Consider the following 18,441-nt stretch of genomic DNA (forward strand, 5'->3'; position numbering starts at 1 on the left):
GGACAAGCCCCGCCCCTACAACGTGCTTACAGCGCCGTACTGGCCGCATCGTTCCCTTCCCCTCACCTCCCACCTTCCCACCCAATCCCCTCCTTGGAAACCTCCATTCTTGTCATCTACACCGGCGGGACGGCCGGCATGGCCTACAACAAGCGCGGCGAGCTGGTGCCGATGAAATTTGAGCAGATCCGGCGCAAGATGCCCGAGCTGCGCCAGCTAAACATGGCGGTGGACGTGGTGAACCTGGGCGAGCCCATTGATTCGAGCAACGTGGCGCCCGCCGACTGGCTGCGCATGGCCGCCCTCATTGCCGAGAAATACGACCTCTACGACGGTTTCGTGGTGCTGCACGGCACCGATACCATGGCCTATTCGGCGGCGGCGCTCAGCTTCCTGCTCGAAAACCTGGGCAAAACGGTGGTGTTCACCGGGGCGCAGGTACCCGTGGGCGGCATCCGGACGGATGCGCGGCGCAACCTGGTAACGGCACTGGAAATGGCCGCCGCCCGCCACCCCGTGGGCAACGCGGTGCGCGTGCCCGAGGTATGCCTGTTTTTCAACGACCTGCTGATTCGGGGCAACCGGGCCAAGAAGGTGGAAAGCCAGCAGTACGACGCTTTCCGCAGCGAAAACTACCCGCCCCTGGCCCAGGCCGGCATCGAGCTCATGTTCCACGACCGGCACATACGGCCGCTGCCGGCCGGCCGGCTGCACGTTCATCAGCGCCTCGATGAGCGGGTGGCCCTCATCCGGCTGTTTCCGGGCCTGAGCGAGCGGGTGCTGCGGGCCCAGCTGGAGCTCGACGATTTGCGCGGCTGCGTGCTCGAAACCTACGGCTCGGGCAACGCGCCCACCACCCCCTGGTTTTTGCAGTGCCTGCGCGAGGCTTCCGACCGGGGCGTGCTGCTGTTCAATGTCAGCCAGTGCGAGGAGGGCCGGGTGCTGCAGGGCCGCTACGAAACCAGCGCCTACCTCTCCGACATTGGCCTGGTGGGTGGCGACGATATTACGGTGGAAGCCGCCATTACCAAGCTCATGTTTGTGCTCGGGCTGGAGCTGGCACCCGCGCAGGCCCGCCGCCTGATGGCCCAGGACCTGCGCGGCGAAATAACGCTGCTTTAGCGCCATTAGAACAAGCACGCCCGAACGGCCACGCCCGAACGGCCACGTCCGAACGGCCACACCCGCACGGTGTAGGGGCGGGGCTTGTCCCCGCCCGCCGTTGAACGATTGTCGGTAAACGATTCCCGTTCGCGCCGCTACAACGGTTTTGTTCAATGGGAGTCGTTCAACGGCGGGCGGGGACAAGCCCCGCCCCTACACCGTGCGGGTGTTCCTGTTCGGGTGGTGTCGTTCAACGGCGGGCGCAGCTAAGCCCCGCCCCTACGTCGTTCGGCCGTGTCCGTTCGGGCGTGGCTGTGGCACTACTGGCGCATCTAAAGCGGCGGGGGCTTGCGTTTCCGGAAAATCGGGTGTTATTTTGCGCCACCAAACCGCATCACCCAGAGAGGTGTCCGAGTGGTTGAAGGAGCACGCCTGGAAAGTGTGTATGGGTGCAAGCTCATCGTGGGTTCGAATCCCATCCTCTCTGCAAAAAGCCCCGTTTCTGTCTCAGAAACGGGGCTTTTTTCGTTTGTTGCGGTACGTGCTTTTACTACTGGGGCTGGCTTTCGGCCTTCGTGCCCTACCCGGCGTACAGCCCCTCCTCCGTTTCGCGGAGCAGGCTGAGGGCGACCAGCGTGGCCAGCAGGGGCTGCACTTTGGCGGCGGGCGTGCGGCGGAAGCGGGCCGCGACCTGGGCGGCGCTCAGGGGCTGGCCGGCCTGTTGCACGGCGTCGCGGAGGGCCTGCATTTGGGCGGCCAGCTCCGGGGGCCAGGGCTGGAGGCTGGTAGCGGCGGTGGCGGCGGGGGCTTTGGCGGCGCTGCCGGGCAGGGCCAGCGCCTGCTGCTGCAGCTCGGGGGCCTGGTAGGCGGGGCGCAGGTACCGTACGTGGCCGTGCTGCTCCTCGCGGGCGCGCTCGTGGTTGAGAGCCACGAGGCGGGCCAGCAGCTCGGGCTCGGGCAGGGTGGCGGGCCAGTTGTAGGCGGCCGCTACGGCGACATCGAGCTGCTGGTGCAGGCTGAGCACCACCGAGGCCAGGCCCTGCTGGTTAACGGTGTGCTCCTTGGGGGTGGTGAGGGGCTGGCCGGCGCGCAGCTTCTCCACCACGTTGTAGAGGTCGGTGAGGGTGAGGGTGGGGTGCAGGGCCTGCTGGCGCTTGCGGTGGGCGTCGAGCTGTTCGGCCAGCTCCCGGATGCGCGCCTGCTGCTCCGCCGTGGCCTCGGGGAAAGGAAATGGGTCGAAGGTGCGAGACTTGGCATAAACCGAATCATTCCCAACGCCTAAACGGCTACCTGCTGCCATTGCCCAAGCTACGTGAATTCGGCTTGAAAGAACACCCAAATGATAAGCATCATCCAAAGCAATTGCAACTAGCTTATTGTCCGGCAAAACATCTGCTGTGACAAATTGAAGAACACGATGCTTCGCAGTTTCAGCAGTGGCAATATACCGGTCAAGTCCTTTCAATGCAGGTCGAAAATTGGCTCGTGGCTCTCCAAAGAACCACCAATTATTCTTGTAGGAAGCTCTGTTATTTTGGTCGCGTTCTGGCTTGACATTTTCCAGAAGGTGTTGATAGGCTGCCGGGAATCGGGCCAGCACTTCGTCTGCCTTCAAACCGAAGAAATCAATGACCATGACACCACGCGGCTTATCGGTAAGGTCGCGGCCGTTCCGATAAGGGCGAATGTGCTTATCTAAACCTTCTACGGAGTCCAAGCCAAGCTCCTCAGCTCTTTCAGGCGAAACGATAAACCCTGCTCCCATCAACTGAACGCCTCGATTAGCCAAACCTGAATTGGCCTTGAGAATATCAGCGCTATCCAACGCGGCCCCAATTGACAAATCCGGCAGAATCCTTCCTTGCTGTTCTGTAAAAGTTACATCAGCCGCATCGTCGCCTTCCGCGGCGGCTTCGGTTTTCAGCGTCCATAGCAAGCCGGGGGCGGGCGTGGCCGGGGTGCGTTCGGCGACGGTCATGGCAATGCGCACGGCGGCTCCTTCGGCGGCATCCACCCAGGGGTGGTCGGGCACGGCGAAGGTGAGGGTGAGCGGGGCCGGGTCGCCTTCGAGGAAGGGCTGCATGACCCGGCGGTTGAAGGTTTGTTTGAGGCTGTTGGTGGTGATGAAGCCGAAGCGCTCCGAGTCGCCCCGCTGCACGGCGGCGGCGGCGTTGTACCACCAGTACATCACGAGGTCGGCCGAGTCGGGTACCTTGCCTTTGTAGGCTTTGCGCAGGGCTTCGGTGTAGCCGTCGCCGAGGGCGTCGCGCATGCGGGCCGGCCCCACAAACGGCGGGTTGCCCACAATGAAATCGGCCTGGGGCCACTCGGCGGGCCGGGGGTTGGGGTAGTCGAAAACGGGCGTGCGGGCGGTTTCGTCGGGCACGGGCTGGCCGGTGGCGGGGTGCAGGCGGGTGGTGCCGTCCCAGCGCGTTACGGGCTGGCCCTGGGCATCGAGGCGGGGCTGGGGCGCATCGTGCTGGAGGGCGGCATCCTGCTGGCGGATGTTCTGGTACTCATCGAGCAGGGGCTCGCGCAGCTCGGAGGGGCCGTAGGTGCGCAGGTGCCATTGCAGGTAGCCGATGCGCAGCACCACGTCGGCAATGGCGGCGGCGCGCGGGTTCAGCTCCAGGCCCAGCAGCTGCTGGGGGCTCACGGTGGTGCCGCCGCCCAGCTCCAGCAGGCCCGTCTGGCCGTAGCTGTTGATGGCGGCCAGCACCTCGCCTTCGAGCCGCTTGAGGTGTTCGAGCGTGACGTACAGAAAGTTGCCCGAGCCGCAGGCCGGGTCCAGAATGCGCAAACTGGTGAGGCGTTGCAGGAAGCGCACCAGCTCGGCGCGGGCTTCTTTGGGCTGGTTTTCGTCGAGGCGGCGGGCGGCGGCGGCCTGGGCGGCGCTCCACTCGCGGCGCAGCGGCTCGAGCACCGTGGGCAGCACCAGCCGCTCGACGTAGCGGCGCGGGGTGTAGTGGGCGCCCAGGCTGTGCCGCTCGCGGGGGTCGAGGGCGCGCTCGAGCAGGGTACCAAAAATAGCGGGCTCCACCTCCGTCCAGTCGGCGCGGGCCGATTGCAGCAGCAGCTCGGCCTGGGCCGCGCTCAGGGGCAGCGTGCTGGCCTCATGAAACAGGCGGCCATTGAAGCGGCGCAGGCGGGCCTTGAGGTCGGAGGAGTAGCCGCCGGCGTCCATGGTGCGCCACAGGTTGCCCAGGGCGTCGGGCAGAAACTCGAGCAGCTCGGGGCTGCCGTAGGCCTCCAGCATGCCGGTAAAGCTGCGCTTGGGTATCAGGCCGGTATCCTCGGAAAACATGGTAAACAGGCAGCGCATCAGAAACTGGGCCACCACTTCGGGGGTGTGGCCGGCCGCTTCCAGCTGCTCCGAGAGCCGGGCCAGCCGGCCGGCCAGCTCGCGCGTAACGCGGGCGGCGCGGCGGCTGGCATCGAGCTCGCGCGGGGCCAGCCAGATGCTGCGCAGCAGGGCCCGGGTGTTTTCGTCGGCCAGCGCCTCCAGCCGGATGCGGTAGCGGGTCTGGTCGGGGAAGGGCACAAACGAGTCGCCGACGCCGGCAAAGTTGCTGTACACATCGAGGCAGTAGCCCACGTCGGCCACCAGCACAAACAGGGGCCGGGGCTCGTGCGGGGGCAAGGCGCGCACGTAGCCGAGGGCCTGCTGGCGGGCGGCCTGCATCATTTCGGCCCATTTGGCGGTGTTGCGCACGGCGTGGCCCCGGCGGCGCCTGGCGGGCTCCAGGCCCAGCTCGGCGCGCTGCTGCTTTAGCTGCTGGTCGGGCGTATCGGTGCCCTGCTTGGTTTCGAGCACGAAGCAGCCGCGCTTGTACAGGTCGATGCGGCCGGTGCTGGTTTTGGAGCCGCTGCTGCCGCCACTACTGCCGGGGAATTGCACGGCGCGTTCCAGCACGTAGGCATCCTGGGCGGGGTCGTCGGTGGTGGGGTCGGGGCGGGGCACGCCCAGCAGGTCGCAGAGGTCTTGCAGAAACAGGCCGTAGTTGGCCCGCTCGGCGCCGCCGGAGTTCTTCCAGCGGGCTTCAAATTCGGGGTACGTCACGCGGGGGGTAGGATAACAGGATAATGGGGTGGGGAAGATAGGGAGTTTGCCGCGGTAGGGGCCACACCGGGAATGTGGGAACGGGAACGTAGGGACGATGTAGGGGCGGGGCTTGTCCCCGCCCGCCGTTCGCGCCGCTGCACCGGGAATCGTGCAATGGTAATCGTTCAACGGCGGGCGGGGACAAGCCCCGCCCCTACGTCGTGCGGGCGTGGTCGTTCAACGGTAATCGTGCTATGGTAACCGTTCAACGGCGGGTGGGGACAAGCCCCGCCCCTACGTCGTGCGGGTGGTTCCGTGCGGGTAGTACCGTTCAACGGCGGGCGGGGACAAGCCCCGCCCCTACATCGTGCGGGCGTTCCTGTTTTGAGGGGTATTTTGTATACTTATTCAACTGTATCCCTATGGAACCACTTCCCGAACGGCGCAGCATCCGCTACGCTGGCTACGACTACAACATGGCGGGCTACTATTCCCTGACGCTTTGTGCCCAGGGAAAGGCCCACCTGTTTGGTACGCTGCCACCCGATGCACCATTGCAGCCATCGGCGCTGGGAGAAACGGTTGTGGCCGAGCTACTGGCCCTGGCCGATTACTACCCCACCATTCGGCTCGATACCTGGGTGCTCATGCCCAATCATGTGCATCTGCTGCTGGCACTCACGCGCAACCGGGTAGTGGCCTTGAGCCAGCTGGTCGGGCGCTTTAAGTCGCGCTGCTATCAGGAGTGGCGCCGGGCATTGCTGGCCGCCGGACACACTGCCCCACCGTCCTGCTGGCAGCGCAATTACTACGAGCGTATCATTCGCTCGCCCGGTGAGCTGGAAGCCCACCGCCGCTACATTCTCGATAACCCCAGCCGTTGGAACTCCATGTAGGGGTAGGGCTTACTGCGCCGGTGAACAGAAACACCCGCACGATGTAGGGGCGGGGCTTGTCCCCGCCCGCCGTTGAACGACACCACCCGAACGCCCCCCGCACGGTGTAGGGGCGGGGCTTGTCCCCGCCCGCCGTTCGCGCCGCTGCCACGGAAATCGTGCAATGGTAATCGTGCAATGGTAATCGTGCAATGGTAACCGTGCAATGGTAACCGTGCAATGGTAATCGTGCAATGGTAATCGTGCAATGATGACCGTTCAACGGCGGGCGGGGACAAGCCCCGCCCCTACATCGTGCGGGTGTGTTCGTTCGGGCGTATCCGTCCATCCGTTACCGTTCTGGTGCCAGCCGCTGCATTACGCCGCAGTGGCAACCGGCTGCGGGGCGGGCAGCAGTTCGGCGGGGTGAGCCAGGGCCAGCGGCAGGCATACCACAAACTCCGTGTATTCGCCCTCGCGGCTTTCCACGCTCAGGGTGCCCCGGTGTCCCTTGGTCACAATGTCGTAGCTCAACGACAGGCCCAAGCCGGTGCCTTCGCCGGCGGGCTTGGTGGTGAAGAAGGGCTCGAACACATGCTGGCATACGGCCGGCGTCATGCCAATGCCGTTGTCGCGCACAACAATACGCACGCTGGTGGGCGTCTGCTGGGTGCGCAGGCACACTTCGGGCTGGAAGCTGGCCCCCAGCAGCCGCTGCTTTTCGCGGAGGGCGTAAAACACATTGGCCAGCAGATTGAGCAGCACCCGGCACACATCCTGGGGCACTACCCGCAGCCGGGGCAGCCGGGGGGCCAGGTGCAGGCTGAAGTGCGCGCTGAATCCCGGGTGCTCGGTGCGCCAGCTTTCATAGGCCCGGTGCAGGCAGTCTTCGGTCAGGGCATTGAGGTCGGTTTCCTGCACCTGGCCGCTGCTGGCGCGCGAGTGCTCCAGCATGCTTTTCACAATGCGGGCCGCGCGGTGGCCGTGTTGGTTGATGCGCACCTGGTCTTCGCGCAGCTCGGCCAGCAGCTCCGCGCTCAGGGCCCGGCCGCTGGCCGAGAGGGGCTCCTTGTCCAGCCCGGCCGCCAGCTCGTCGAGCAGCTCCAGGCTCAGGTCGGAGAAGTTGTTGATGAAGTTGAGCGGGTTCTGCATCTCGTGGGCCACGCCCGCCGTCAGCTCGCCCAGCGAGGCAAGCTTCTCGTGTTGCACCAGCTGCGCCTGGGTGGCCTGCAGCTCGGTCAGGGTTTGATCGAGGTGGTCGCGCTGGGCGGCAATCTGGTCGTTTTTTTCCTGCAGGCGGCGGTTGCTAGCCTGCTTGAGGTAGATGTTGCGCATCAGCAGCGCCGTTAGCAGCAGTACGCCCCCCAGGCCCGCCAGCAGGCCGTACACATGCTGGCGCTGGCGGTCGGCTTTTTGGGTCTGGAGCTGGCGGGTTTTGGTAAGCAGCACAATCTGGTTGCGCCGCTTGTCCAGCTCGTAGCCGTAGCGCAGGGCGCTGGTGCGGCGCTGCGTATCCTCCCCCGAAAGCGTATCGTCGTAGGCCAGCTGCAGCGTCCGGAAGCGGTAGGCCGCCCCGAATTTGCGCTGGCTGGCGTAGGTTTCGGCCAGCAGCTGGGCGGCCTCGCGGCTGATTCTGGTGTTGCTGTTGCTGCTGCGCTGGCTGAGTGCCAGGGCCGAATGCGCCAGCGCCAGCGTGCTGTCGGGCTGTTGCCGAAGCTGGTAGGCGCGAGCCAGCGCCAGCTGCAGGCCCGGAATGTTGTAACCGTCGTGGTGGGTGCGCACCAGCTGGCGGGCGCGCTGGCCGTGGGCCAGGGCCTCCAGGGGGTTGCCCAGTCGGCTGTACACTTCGGCCAGGCTTATCTCGGAACTGGCCTCGCCCTGCTGGTCGCCCTGCTGCCGGTTCAGGCGTAGCGCCTGCTGGTAGCAGCGTAGCGCCCGGGGCCAGTCGTGCAGCATCTGGTACGAGTCGCCGAGCGTACTCAGGGCCGTCAGCACCATTTGGTGGTCGGCGAGCTGGCGGCCGATGCGCAGCGTGGCTTTCAGGGCGGGCACGGCTTCGTCGTAATTGCTGGTCTGGTAGTACGTGGTCCCGATTACCAGCTTCAGGCGGTTCTGGGTTTGCAGGTCGTGGGCGCGCTCGGCCAGGGGCAGGCCGCGCAGGGCCGCTTCCAGCGTTTCAATGGGGTTAGACTGCACCATGGCCAGGGTGCTGAGCTCCAGCCAGGCCCGGCTTTCGCCCCGGTAGTGCCCCAGCCGGGCAAACAGCGGCTGCGCCTGCCGGGCATAGCGGTGGGCCATCGTAAACTGGTTCTGGCGTCGGTACAGGTTGCTGAGCGCCAGCATCGCCTCGCCCTGCCCCACCGAATCGGACAGGGCCCGGGCCAGCCGCAGGGCCTGGTGGCTTACCTGGATGGCCTGTTCGGCATCGGTGGTTTTCAGGAAATGGGACAGGGCCTGCAGCCGCCGCACGCGCAGGGTATCGGGCCGGCGCTGGGTGCGCAGCAGCTGCCGCAGGCTATCGGGGCCGGCCAGTTGGCCGAACACGGGCGGCACTGTTGCCAGCAGGCTTAGCAGCAGGGCAATCAGGAGGGGTTTCATGGCAGTAAGCTCAGGTATTCAGAACGGCGCGGGGCCGGCCACTGCCAGCCCCCAGGCCCCTGAAAAACGGCTGCTGCCGGTTACCTGTCGTCACCCGGGGCCTGAGTGGCGGTTTGGCCGGCCGGTTTGGCCTACCAGTTGGGGTTATGGATAACCCCAACGGTCGTATCGTCGGATGTAAGCTGTTGGTGTGTCTGGAACCGAATGATGCTCATGGTTATCATGGCCTGGTAACCATCCTGTGCTGAGAGGGGAAGCGCCCAGACAAGGGTTGGAGGAAGAACTAGTTTCGCACCCTGACTTGTGGCATAGCTAACGGCCGCTGTTACCAAATCGGGCTTGGCCAATGGTAAGTGCCAAATAGTTCGGGTGGCCTGAGTAGTAAGAAGCTTCGGGTCATCGGTTTTAATGATATATAATTCGACCCCTACGGCTAGCTGGAATATAGCTATAGGCGGCCCTGCCTGCTTGAATGATGCTGGTAAAATATGATTGTAAAAGCTGACGACTTGCATCCAGGTCGCTGGAGAGGTATATACCTCCCTGATATAGCCGTCGGCAGATTTTGAGTCGTGGGTAGAGAAGTCAGCGGGGGTGTCCATAACGTAGGGAGCAAATTGGCGGGGGGAAGTATTTTCGTTAGGGAATATAAGTTATTTTAAATTATAGTTAAATAAATTATAAATAAAGTTATATTTATGGGAATTCGTTATACATAGACCACAGCAGGGCTGTAGCGCGAAGCTCCCGCTTCGCGCATCGTTGCTGACTACCGGACAATTTGACTGCCGGACGATTCCGTTCGACGAAGCGCGAAGCGGGAGCTTTGCGCTACAGCACCAGTCGCAAACCTTCGTTTAGTGCCGCTGCTTGTGGCTGAATAGTGTGGAGCAGTACCATGCCGGGTGCCCAGCCTGCTGGCTTAAGCTAACGCGCGGCCCACTCGGCCAGGAGCGCGGGCACCTGGGGGGCGTCGTCGGTGAGCCAGTAAAGGGCCGTTTCGGGGTCGTCGAAATACTGCGAGTCGAAGCCGATGGCAGGCTGCACCAGGTCGTGGAGGGCATCGATGGCCAGCTGGTGGTAGGTCTGGTGGCTGCCAACAATAAGCACCAGCCGTTCGAGCGGCATAGCCAGCAGGGCAGGCATGAAGTGCGCACCCAGCCACAGCTCGTCGTACACTGTCAGTAAGGGCACAGTGCGCATATCGATGAGCAGGCGGCGAACGGTATGCGCGCGGGCCAGTGCCAGCAGGGCCGTTACATCGGGGCGGCGCAGTGCCGGTTCGGTACTCACCCGGTATTCTACCCGCAACAAGCCCGATTCCGCATCGGTTTGCAGGCAGAAAGCAGGAATATACTGATGTAGCATGCGTCGGGATTTTTCAGAAGCAGCCCGCAAGTGGCCCGTAAAACCGATAGCAAAGGCCGGCTACCTGCAAAGCAGCAAGTTAGGCGCGTAGCAAGCTAACTGAAAGAACTGGTTCTGGCCCGATGCAGGCAACATAGCGACGAAACCCGGGTTTTACCGATTAAACCAGCAATAGCTACCCGCATGGCGAACACACATCCGGCCGGTTACGTATGCCGGTAGTGCCCTGGCTTGCCCCGGTATAGCGGGTTTGCGAACGATGTACCCATTGTGCTGTAGAGACGCAGTATTTCGCGTTTCCTTGTTGAACGGCCGTGCCGCATACCAACCGTTAGCCACGACGCGACGCAGACTATTGCGTTTCTGCAACAGGGCATACCCTTCGCCAAACCGCCACAGTACACCTTCTTCTCCTTCGTTTCTGCCCTATGCCTGGCCCTACTACTCCTGCGCCGCTCAATCCCGACGGTTCGCGCCGCACCTTTATGAAACAGGCCGGCGGCTTTCTGGGGCTGGCCCTGGCCCCGCCCTTCCTCAGCCAGGCCGAGCGCCTGACGGCCCTCTCGAAGAAGGTGGAAGGCGTATCGACCATCAGCCTGAAAGTAAACGGCACCGTGCGCGCCATCCGGGCCGAGCCCCGCGTAACGCTGCTCGACGCCCTGCGCGAGTACCTGGACCTGACGGGCTCCAAAAAAGGCTGCGACCATGGCCAGTGCGGCGCCTGCACCGTGCTCGTAGATGGCCGCCGCGTAAACAGCTGCCTCACGCTGGCCGTGATGAGCCAGGGCAAGGAAATAACCACCATTGAGGGGCTGGCTAAAGAGGGCGGCGAGCTGCACCCCATGCAGGCCGCCTTCCTCAAGCACGACGGTTTCCAATGCGGCTACTGCACCCCGGGCCAGATTATGTCGGCCGTGGCCTGCGTGCAGGAGGGCCACGCCGGCTCCGAAGCCGAAGTACGCGAGTGGATGAGTGGCAACCTGTGCCGCTGCAGCGCCTACCCCAACATCACAGCCGCCATTCTGGAGGCCAAGGGCCAGATGGGGTAGGGGAGGACTATTTTCAGCAGTGTAAAAGAACGTCATGCTGAGCGAAGGCGCAGCCGCAGTCGAAGCATCTCTACCGCTTCGTTGCCACACCAACATTCACGTCAGGAGTAGCGCTGCGGTAGAGATGCTTCGACTGCGCTCCGCTTCGCTCAGCATGACAGTTCTTTTACGCTGCTAAAACCAGCCACCACCACCCGCCTACCCCTCATCCAACCCTCCCCCAGACCCTACTACCATGAATAACTTCTCCTATATCCAGGCCGATAAAGCCAAGGAGGCCACGGCCGCCAAGCGCGACGATAAGTCGGCGGCCTTTATTGCCGGCGGCACCACGCTGCTCGATTTGATGAAGCTCAATGTGGAAAACCACGGCCAGCTGATTGACGTGAATATGCTGCCCTTCCGGGGTATTGAAATGACCAAAGACGGCCTGCGCATCGGGGCGCTGGAACGCATGAGCGAGGTGGGCGCGCATCCGCTGGTGAAGGAGAACTTCCCGGCCGTGTCGGAGTCGCTGCTGCTGGCGGCTTCTGCCCAGCTGCGCAACATGGCCAGCATTGGGGGCAACGTGCTGCAGCGCACCCGCTGCGGCTACTTCCGCGACACGGCGTTTCCGTGCAACAAGCGCGAGCCCGGCACCGGCTGTCCGGCCCTGGAAGGCGACAACCGCAACCTGGCTATCCTGGGCACCAGCGAAACCTGCATTGCCACCAGCTACCCCGGCGACCTGGCAGTAGCTCTCATTGCCCTCGATGCCGTGCTGACGCTGGAAAATGCCAAAGGCAAGCAGCGGCAGGTGCCCATCACGAAGTTTTACCTGCTACCCGGCACCACGCCCCAGCGCGAAACTGTGCTCGAAGCCGACGAGCTGATTGTGGCCGTAACCATTCCGCAGACCGCGGCGGCGCGCAAGTCGAAGTACCTGAAAGTGCGCGACCGGTCGTCGTATGCCTATGCGCTGGTATCGGCGGCGGTGGGGCTGGAAGTGCAGGGCGGTACCGTTCGGGCGGCCCGCGTGGCGCTGGGCGCAGTAGGCGCCCAACCCTGGCGCTGCTTCGAGGTCGAAAAGGCCCTGGTAGGCCAGCCGGCCACCGAGGCCACGTTCAGGGCCGCGGCCGAGCTGGCGTTACGCGGCGCCAAGCCGCGCGAGCACAACGCCTACAAGATAGAAATGGCGAAGAATACGCTGGTACGGGCCTTAAGCGAGGTAGCGTCGGTGTAGGGGCGGGGCTTAGCCCCACCCGCCGGTGAACAGAATCGTTGAAGCGGCGCGAACGGCGGGCGGGGACAAGCCCCGCCCCTACGTCGCCCTGACATCCTCCGCGCTCCTCTGCGGGAAACCAATCTGAATCAAATGGAAACCAACCAGAAAGAAAACGCGCCCACCAACGTAGTCGGTAAACCCCTGGACCGCGTAGACGGCCCGGCCAAGGTAACCGGCGCGGCCCGCTACTCGGCCGAAATAAGCGTGCCCGGCACCGTGCATGGAGTGCTTAAAACCAGCACCATCGCCAAGGGCCGCATCACCGGCATCGATACTTCGCGGGCCGCCAAGGAGCCGGGCATACTCAACATATTCACTCACGAAAACCTGCCCAAGCCGGCCAAAACGCCCAAGCAGATTGAGAAGTGGCGGGCAGCCCAGAGCTACCTGCCCATGCAGGACAACCAGATTCAGTATGCCGGCCAGCCGGTGGCGCTGGTGGTGGCCACCACGCTGGAAGCAGCTACCCAGGCGGCGGCCCTCATCCGGGTAACCTACCAGGCCGAAACGCCCATCGACTCCTACCACGACCCCAAGGCCGAGCTGTTCGACCCCCAGAAAATCCAGCAGGGCAAGAAGGACGGCCACGTGGTGCGCGGCAACCCGCAGCAGGCCTACAACGGCGCGGCCGTGAAGCATGAGGCCACCTACGTACACGCCATCAACCACCACAGCCCCATGGAGCCGGCCGCCACGCTGGCTGTGTGGGAGGGGGCCGATAAGCTGACGGTGTACGAGGCCAGCCAGAACGTAACCATGCACCAGGGCAACCTGGCCGAGCTGCTGGGCATGCCCCGCGAGCAGATTCGGGTGGTGACCAAGTACATCGGGGGCGGTTTCGGCTGCAAGGGCTCGTTTTGGCCCCACACCATTCTCACGGTGCTGGCGGCCCGGGCCGTAAACCGGCCGGTGAAACTGGCTCTTACACGCCAGCAGATGTTTACCGGCGTTGGCCACCGCGAAGATCAGGAGCAAACCCTGAAGATGGGCGCTACGGCCGAAGGCAAGCTGGTATCGATAGTACACACAAAGAAAGCCACCACCTCGCCCTGGGACAACTACACCGAGTCGAATGGCAAGGTGATGGACATGCTGTATGCCTGCGAGAATTACTCGACGGTGTACGAGCTGGCGCGGGCCAACGTGATGACGTCGGTGTGGATGCGTGCCCCCGGCGAGGCGCCCGGTTCGTTCGCGCTGGAGTCGTCGATGGATGATCTGGCCAACCAGCTCAACCTCGACCCGCTCGAAATCAGGCTGCGCAACTACGCCGACTACGACCACAGCAACGGCAAGCCCTGGAGCAGCAAGAGCCTGAAGCAGTGCTACACTCGCGGCGCCGAGCTGTTTGGCTGGAGCAAGCGCAACCCCAAGCCCGGCCAGACGCGCCGGGGCAAGCTGCTAGTGGGCCACGGCATGGCCTCGGCTACTTACCCGGTGCACAGCTCGCAGGGCACGGCTCGCGTACGGCTATTCGCCGATGGCCACGCCGTAGTGGAAGCCGGCGCCACCGACCTGGGCACCGGTACCTACACCGTCATGACACAGGTTTCGGCCGACGCGCTGGGCTTGCCGCCCGAAAAAATCCGCTTCGAGCTGGGCGATACGCGCCTGCCTACGGCTCCTGGCTCGGGCGGTTCGGTGGCGGCCGGCACAGTGGCTTCCTCCATTATGGCCGCCGCTGAAGACGTGTGGGATAAGGTGGTAAAAATGGCGGTGGCCGATAAAAAGTCGCCGCTGTACAAGGCCAAACCCACCGATGTGAAAGTAGAGCTGGGCCGTATGTTCCTCAGCAAAGACCCCAAGAAGGGCGAGACGCTGCTGGCGGCTCTGGGCCGTAGCGGCCAGCCCGATATCGAGGGCAGCGGTACCGGTAAGTACGGGGCTGGCTACGAGGAAAAGAACTTCGGCCAGAACGGAGCCAACCAGAACGACGACAAGCAAAAGCCAGGCGGCCATTCCATGCACTCGTTCGGGGCGCACTTCTGCGAAGTAGAAGTTGACCCCGACTTGGGCACGATTCGCGTGACGCGCTGGGTGGGCGTGCACGGCGCAGGCACCGTGCTCAACCTGAAAACTGCTACCAGCCAGATGACCGGCGGCGCCATCTACGGCATCGGGGCGGCCCTGATGGAGGATACGTTCCGCGACCCCAACTTCGCCCGCTACACCAACGCCGACCTGGCCGGCTACCACGTTCCCGTCAACGCCGATATTCCTAACATTCAGGTGGAATTTGTGCCCGAAACGGACCCCTACATCAACTATCTGGGCGTAAAAGGTATTGGCGAGCTGGGCATGGTAGGAGTGGCCGCCGCTGTGGCCAATGCCGTGTTCAACGCCACCGGCCGCCGCCTGCGCAGCCTCCCGATGACGCCCGATAAGGTACTGGAAGCCCTGCGGCTGCCAGCGTAGCCTATGCTGAAGAGCAAATATATCAGCCCGACGTAGGGGCGGGGCTTGTCCCCGCCCGCCGTTCGCGCCACTGCCACGGTACTCGTTCAACGACAACCGTTCAACGGCGGGCGGGGGCAACCGCAGGACAGCGCAGCTAAGCCCCGCCCCTACACCGTGCTTGTAACTTGAGTTATCCTAACGAAAAGCTAACAGCCAACAGCTCAAAAGACATGACTGAACTCGAACGCCTGCTCCATGCCTACGACCAGCACCGCGCCGCGGGGCGGGCCTGCGCGCTGGCCTCGGTGGTGGATGTAGCCGGCTCGGCCTACCGCCGCCCCGGAGCCCGGATGCTGGTAACCGACGAAGGCCAGCTGACCGGGGCCATCAGTGGGGGCTGCCTCGAAGGTGACGCCCGCCGCCGGGCCCGCCGCACCATCCGCCAGGGCCGCCCCGCCTTGGTCACCTACGACTCGACCGACCCCGACGACGACCTGCAGTTCGGGGCCGCGCTGGGTTGCCAAGGCATTGTGCAGATTCTGCTCGAACCCCTCGACTTTACCGACCCCGACAACCCGCTGGAACTGCTGCGGCGTTGGGCCGAGGCCACTGCCCACAACCCGGCCGTAGTAGCCACCGTGTTTGCCGGAGTAGGCCCCGAAGAGGAAGTACAGGTTGGGCAGCGCCTGCTGCTGCTGGCCAACGGCCGCGTCGAAAGCACCCTGCCTGCCACAGCTGCCTTCCGGGCGTCGCTGCTAACCGACGCCCGCGCCGCACTGGCCTCCGGCCGACCCGCCACTCGCCACTATCCGGCCGGCTCGGGAGCCGTGCGCGTCAGCCTGGAAATCCTGCGCCCACCCGTGCGCCTGACCGTGTATGGCGCCGGCAACGATGTGCAGCCGCTGGTGCGTCTGGCGGCCGGACTGGGCTGGCGCGTAACAGTAGTCGATGGCCGGCCGGCCCAGGTGCAGCCAGGCTGCTTCCCCGAGGCCCACGCCGTGCGGGTGCTGCCGCTGGAAAAGGTAGCAGAGCAGCCTTATGATGGGAGCTTCGCGTTGCTGCTGACGCACAACTACTACTACGACTTGGCGGTGCTGCGCCACTTGCTGCCCGATGCCACCACGCCCTACATCGGGCTGCTGGGCCCGCGCAAAAAGTACGAGCGGCTGCTGCAGGATTTGGTAAAGGAAACGCCCGATGCCGCCGCGCAGCTGCACAGCCGCCTACACAGCCCCATCGGCCTGAACCTGGGCGGCGAAACGCCCGAGGAAATTGCCCTTTCTATCGTGGCCGAAATCCAGGCGGTGCTCACGGGCCGCCCCGCCGGTTTCCTGCGCGACTCGCCGCACCCCATCCACCCCACCCTGCACGCCGATGCCCCGTTGGTGCCCGAGGGCAGAGTAGAAGCGGTCTGCGAGCTGTAGCAACCCATTTCTACCTAGCTCAATTCCCACCACATGCCTGCCATCATTTTATTGGCGGCTGGTGCCTCCAGCCGCTTGGGCCGCCCCAAGCAGCTACTTGCGTACCAGGGCCAGACGCTGCTGCGGCGGGCCGCCGAAACGGCTGTGGCTGCCGGCGCGCCGGTAGTGGTGGTAACCGGGGCGCAACACGAGGCCCTGCTACCCGAGTTGGCCGGCCTGCCGGTGCAGGTAGTGCGGTGCCCCGATTGGGCTGCGGGCATGGGTGCTTCCATAAAATGTGGCCTACAGCAGCTTGAAAGCCTAAGGGCTGATTTTACGACGCTGACGGTCATGCTCTGCGACCAGCCCCACGTAACGTCCGCGCTGCTGGGGCAGCTGGCCGAAACCCATGCTGCCAGCGGCCGACCTATAGTGGCAAGCCAGTACGGCGACACGCTGGGCGTGCCGGTGCTGTTCGGCTCCGAGGCCCTTCCGCTGCTCCGGCAGCTACCCGATTCGGCCGGGGCGGGGCAGCTGCTTAAGCAGCACCCGGCGCTGGTAGCCGCCGTGCCTTTCCCGGCGGGGGCCGTTGATGTGGATACGGAGGCCCAGTATGCGGCGCTGCTGGCGAGTGAGTCGGGGCGTGCTGCCGGAACGTAACCGTTGCCGGGCTTCCACAACCACAGCCGTGAAATCCCGTTATCTTGCCCGCACTACTGCCCAAGCCCCTGCCTGTATGAGCGACGCTACCGCCGCCGTTACGTCCGCCGAACCCGGCGTGCAAACCATTCCCAAAGACGACAAGCGCATCACCCGCGGCTGGACGTTCTACGACTGGGCCAACTCGGTTTATCCGTTGGTTATTACCAGCTCCATCTTCCCCATTTACTGGGGCTCGGTGGTGAAAAGCCTCACGGGCACTGATAGCGGCAAAACGCCCGTCGAGTTCCTGGGCATGAGTGTTCCGGGTACTTCGCTCCAGAACTATTCGGTGTCAGCGGCCTTCCTCATCATTGCCCTCATCAGCCCGGTACTCACGGCCCTGGCCGACTATTCGGGCCGGCGGAAGCTGTTTCTGCAGATTTTCTGCTACCTCGGGGCGGCCTCGTGCGCGGGGCTGTATTTCTTCGAGGCCAGCACGTTCACGATGGGGGTGTTCATCTTCATCATGGCCACGGTGGGCTTCTCGGGCTCCATTGTGTTCTACAACTCCTACCTGCCCGATATTTCGTCGGAGGAGCAGTTCGATTCGCTCTCGGCCCGCGGATTTTCCATGGGCTACATCGGCTCGGTGCTGCTGCTCATTCTTTGCTTGGTACTCATTCAGGGGCCCACGCTGTCGGGTACGCCGCTGTTTGGGCTGACCACCGAAAAGGCAACCCGCCTGAGCTTCCTGCTCACGGGCATCTGGTGGGCCGGCTTTGCCCAGATTCCCTTCGCCACCCTACCCGCCGACCCCGGCCGGCCGGCCGGCGCAACCAACGATTCGGGCTGGCTGCTCAACGGTTTCCGCGAGCTGGGCAAAGTCTGGGAAGAGACCAAGCAACAGCCCAACCTCAAGCGGTTTCTGCTGGCCTACTTCACCTACAACATGGGCGTGCAAACGGTGATGTACGTGGCCACACTCTTCGGTGATGAGGAGCTCAAGCTCGATACGACTTCGCTCATCATCACCATTCTGCTGCTGCAGCTAGTGGGTATTCTGGGGGCCTACCTGTTCTCCAAGCTCTCGGAGCGTATCGGCAACACCCGCGCCCTCAGCTGGGCCGTGTTCATCTGGATGCTGATTTGTATTGCCGGCTACTTTGTGCAGGCCGGCTGGAGCTTCTACGCGCTGGCCTCCGTTATCGGCCTCACGATGGGCGCCGTGCAGAGCCTCTCGCGCTCCACATATTCCAAAATCATCCCCGAGAACACGCCCAACCCGGCCGCTTACTTCAGCTTCTTCGACGTGACCGAGAAGGTGGGCATCGTTATCGGTCTGCTGGTGTTTGGCGGCATCTCCCAGCTAACGGGCGGCAACATGCGCTACAGCATCCTGGCGCTCATCGTGTTCTTCATTCTGGGCCTCATTTTCCTGCTCCAGCTGCGCGGCCGCAAGCTCCGCGAAGACTCACCCACCGGCCCCGATACGTTTCCCGGCCCTCCGCCCGCCTCGCCCACGGCCAGTACGCCGCTGTAGGAAGTCAGAAGAATCATAAGCGAAAGTGAAAACGGCCTTAAAGCAGGCCGTCATGCTGAGCTTGCCGAAGCATCTCTACCGCAACAGTAAACCCAATGATAGGATTACCATTGCGGTAGAGATGTTTCGGCAAGCTCAGCATGATGGGCTAATAGTCCG

At 63.9% G+C, this 18,441-nt stretch carries 12 protein-coding genes and 1 tRNA gene; 9 read left to right on the forward strand and 4 right to left on the reverse strand.

What is annotated here, in order from left to right:
- Nucleotides 1-93 precede the first annotated feature (93 nt).
- Complete coding sequence (locus J7E24_RS02610; protein WP_251046988.1) at nt 94-1,122, forward strand: asparaginase; 1,029 nt, start codon at nt 94-96, stop codon at nt 1,120-1,122.
- 382 nt (nt 1,123-1,504) lie between these two features.
- Nucleotides 1,505-1,591 (forward strand) — tRNA-Ser (locus tag J7E24_RS02615).
- Between the two features lie 93 nt (nt 1,592-1,684).
- On the opposite strand, the gene J7E24_RS17820 is transcribed toward J7E24_RS02615, so the two are convergent.
- Nucleotides 1,685-5,164 (reverse strand): class I SAM-dependent DNA methyltransferase, encoded by a 3,480-nt coding sequence (locus J7E24_RS17820; RefSeq protein ID WP_215134842.1) that lies wholly within the window; start codon nt 5,162-5,164, stop codon nt 1,685-1,687.
- Nucleotides 5,165-5,568: 404 nt separating this feature from the next.
- Between J7E24_RS17820 and J7E24_RS02625 the strand changes: the two genes are divergently transcribed.
- Complete coding sequence (locus J7E24_RS02625) at nt 5,569-6,042, forward strand: transposase (RefSeq protein ID WP_215134844.1); 474 nt, start codon at nt 5,569-5,571, stop codon at nt 6,040-6,042.
- 357 nt (nt 6,043-6,399) lie between these two features.
- Here the strand turns inward: J7E24_RS02625 and J7E24_RS02630 are convergent, their stop codons facing one another.
- The 3 genes from J7E24_RS02630 to J7E24_RS02640 all read right to left on the reverse strand — a co-directional run bounded on the left by J7E24_RS02630 (nt 6,400) and on the right by J7E24_RS02640 (nt 9,987).
- Nucleotides 6,400-8,619: a tetratricopeptide repeat protein gene (locus J7E24_RS02630; protein ID WP_215134845.1), complete on the reverse strand. Its 2,220-nt coding sequence runs from the start codon at nt 8,617-8,619 to the stop codon at nt 6,400-6,402.
- Between the two features lie 131 nt (nt 8,620-8,750).
- On the reverse strand, nt 8,751-9,221 hold the full coding sequence (locus J7E24_RS02635) for a hypothetical protein (protein ID WP_215134847.1): 471 nt from the start codon (nt 9,219-9,221) through the stop codon (nt 8,751-8,753).
- A 325-nt stretch (nt 9,222-9,546) separates the two neighbouring features.
- Nucleotides 9,547-9,987 carry a hypothetical protein gene (locus J7E24_RS02640; RefSeq protein WP_215134849.1) on the reverse strand — a complete coding sequence of 147 codons (441 nt, stop codon included), beginning with the start codon at nt 9,985-9,987 and terminating at the stop codon, nt 9,547-9,549.
- Nucleotides 9,988-10,415: 428 nt separating this feature from the next.
- Here J7E24_RS02640 and J7E24_RS02645 point away from each other — a divergent pair, with 428 nt between their 5' ends.
- The 6 genes from J7E24_RS02645 (at nt 10,416) to J7E24_RS02670 (ending at nt 18,282) form a co-directional block, all read left to right on the forward strand.
- Entirely contained in the window at nt 10,416-11,036 is a 621-nt protein-coding gene (locus J7E24_RS02645) for a (2Fe-2S)-binding protein (RefSeq protein WP_251046989.1), read from the forward strand.
- 235 nt (nt 11,037-11,271) lie between these two features.
- A complete protein-coding gene (locus tag J7E24_RS02650; protein ID WP_215134851.1) occupies nt 11,272-12,258 on the forward strand; it encodes an FAD binding domain-containing protein in 987 nt (328 codons plus the stop codon).
- Between the two features lie 132 nt (nt 12,259-12,390).
- Nucleotides 12,391-14,715, forward strand: coding sequence for a xanthine dehydrogenase family protein molybdopterin-binding subunit (locus tag J7E24_RS02655; RefSeq protein WP_215134853.1), 2,325 nt, complete (start codon nt 12,391-12,393; stop codon nt 14,713-14,715).
- A 212-nt stretch (nt 14,716-14,927) separates the two neighbouring features.
- Entirely contained in the window at nt 14,928-16,121 is a 1,194-nt protein-coding gene (locus J7E24_RS02660; protein ID WP_215134855.1) for an XdhC family protein, read from the forward strand.
- A gap of 33 nt (nt 16,122-16,154) precedes the next feature.
- Entirely contained in the window at nt 16,155-16,760 is a 606-nt protein-coding gene (locus J7E24_RS02665; protein ID WP_215134857.1) for an NTP transferase domain-containing protein, read from the forward strand.
- Nucleotides 16,761-16,836: 76 nt separating this feature from the next.
- The gene (locus J7E24_RS02670; protein ID WP_215134859.1) at nt 16,837-18,282 is read left to right on the forward strand and encodes an MFS transporter; all 1,446 of its coding nucleotides are present in this window, start codon (nt 16,837-16,839) and stop codon (nt 18,280-18,282) included.
- Nucleotides 18,283-18,441 lie beyond the last annotated feature (159 nt).

Origin of the sequence: Hymenobacter sp. ISL-91, from assembly GCF_018613725.1 — a bacterium.
Taxonomy (GTDB): Bacteria; Bacteroidota; Bacteroidia; order Cytophagales; family Hymenobacteraceae; genus Hymenobacter.

What these genes read in the sequence shown, in the direction of transcription:
- J7E24_RS02625 (WP_215134844.1), top strand. Translation starts at nt 5,569, where the DNA reads ATGGAACCACTTCCCGAACGGCGCAGCATCCGCTACGCTGGCTACGAC.
- J7E24_RS02630 (WP_215134845.1), bottom strand. Translation starts at nt 8,619, where the DNA reads ATGAAACCCCTCCTGATTGCCCTGCTGCTAAGCCTGCTGGCAACAGTG.
- J7E24_RS02635 (WP_215134847.1), bottom strand. Translation starts at nt 9,221, where the DNA reads ATGGACACCCCCGCTGACTTCTCTACCCACGACTCAAAATCTGCCGAC.
- J7E24_RS02640 (WP_215134849.1), bottom strand. Translation starts at nt 9,987, where the DNA reads ATGCTACATCAGTATATTCCTGCTTTCTGCCTGCAAACCGATGCGGAA.
- J7E24_RS02645 (WP_251046989.1), top strand. Translation starts at nt 10,416, where the DNA reads ATGCCTGGCCCTACTACTCCTGCGCCGCTCAATCCCGACGGTTCGCGC.
- J7E24_RS02650 (WP_215134851.1), top strand. Translation starts at nt 11,272, where the DNA reads ATGAATAACTTCTCCTATATCCAGGCCGATAAAGCCAAGGAGGCCACG.
- J7E24_RS02655 (WP_215134853.1), top strand. Translation starts at nt 12,391, where the DNA reads ATGGAAACCAACCAGAAAGAAAACGCGCCCACCAACGTAGTCGGTAAA.
- J7E24_RS02660 (WP_215134855.1), top strand. Translation starts at nt 14,928, where the DNA reads ATGACTGAACTCGAACGCCTGCTCCATGCCTACGACCAGCACCGCGCC.
- J7E24_RS02665 (WP_215134857.1), top strand. Translation starts at nt 16,155, where the DNA reads ATGCCTGCCATCATTTTATTGGCGGCTGGTGCCTCCAGCCGCTTGGGC.
- J7E24_RS02670 (WP_215134859.1), top strand. Translation starts at nt 16,837, where the DNA reads ATGAGCGACGCTACCGCCGCCGTTACGTCCGCCGAACCCGGCGTGCAA.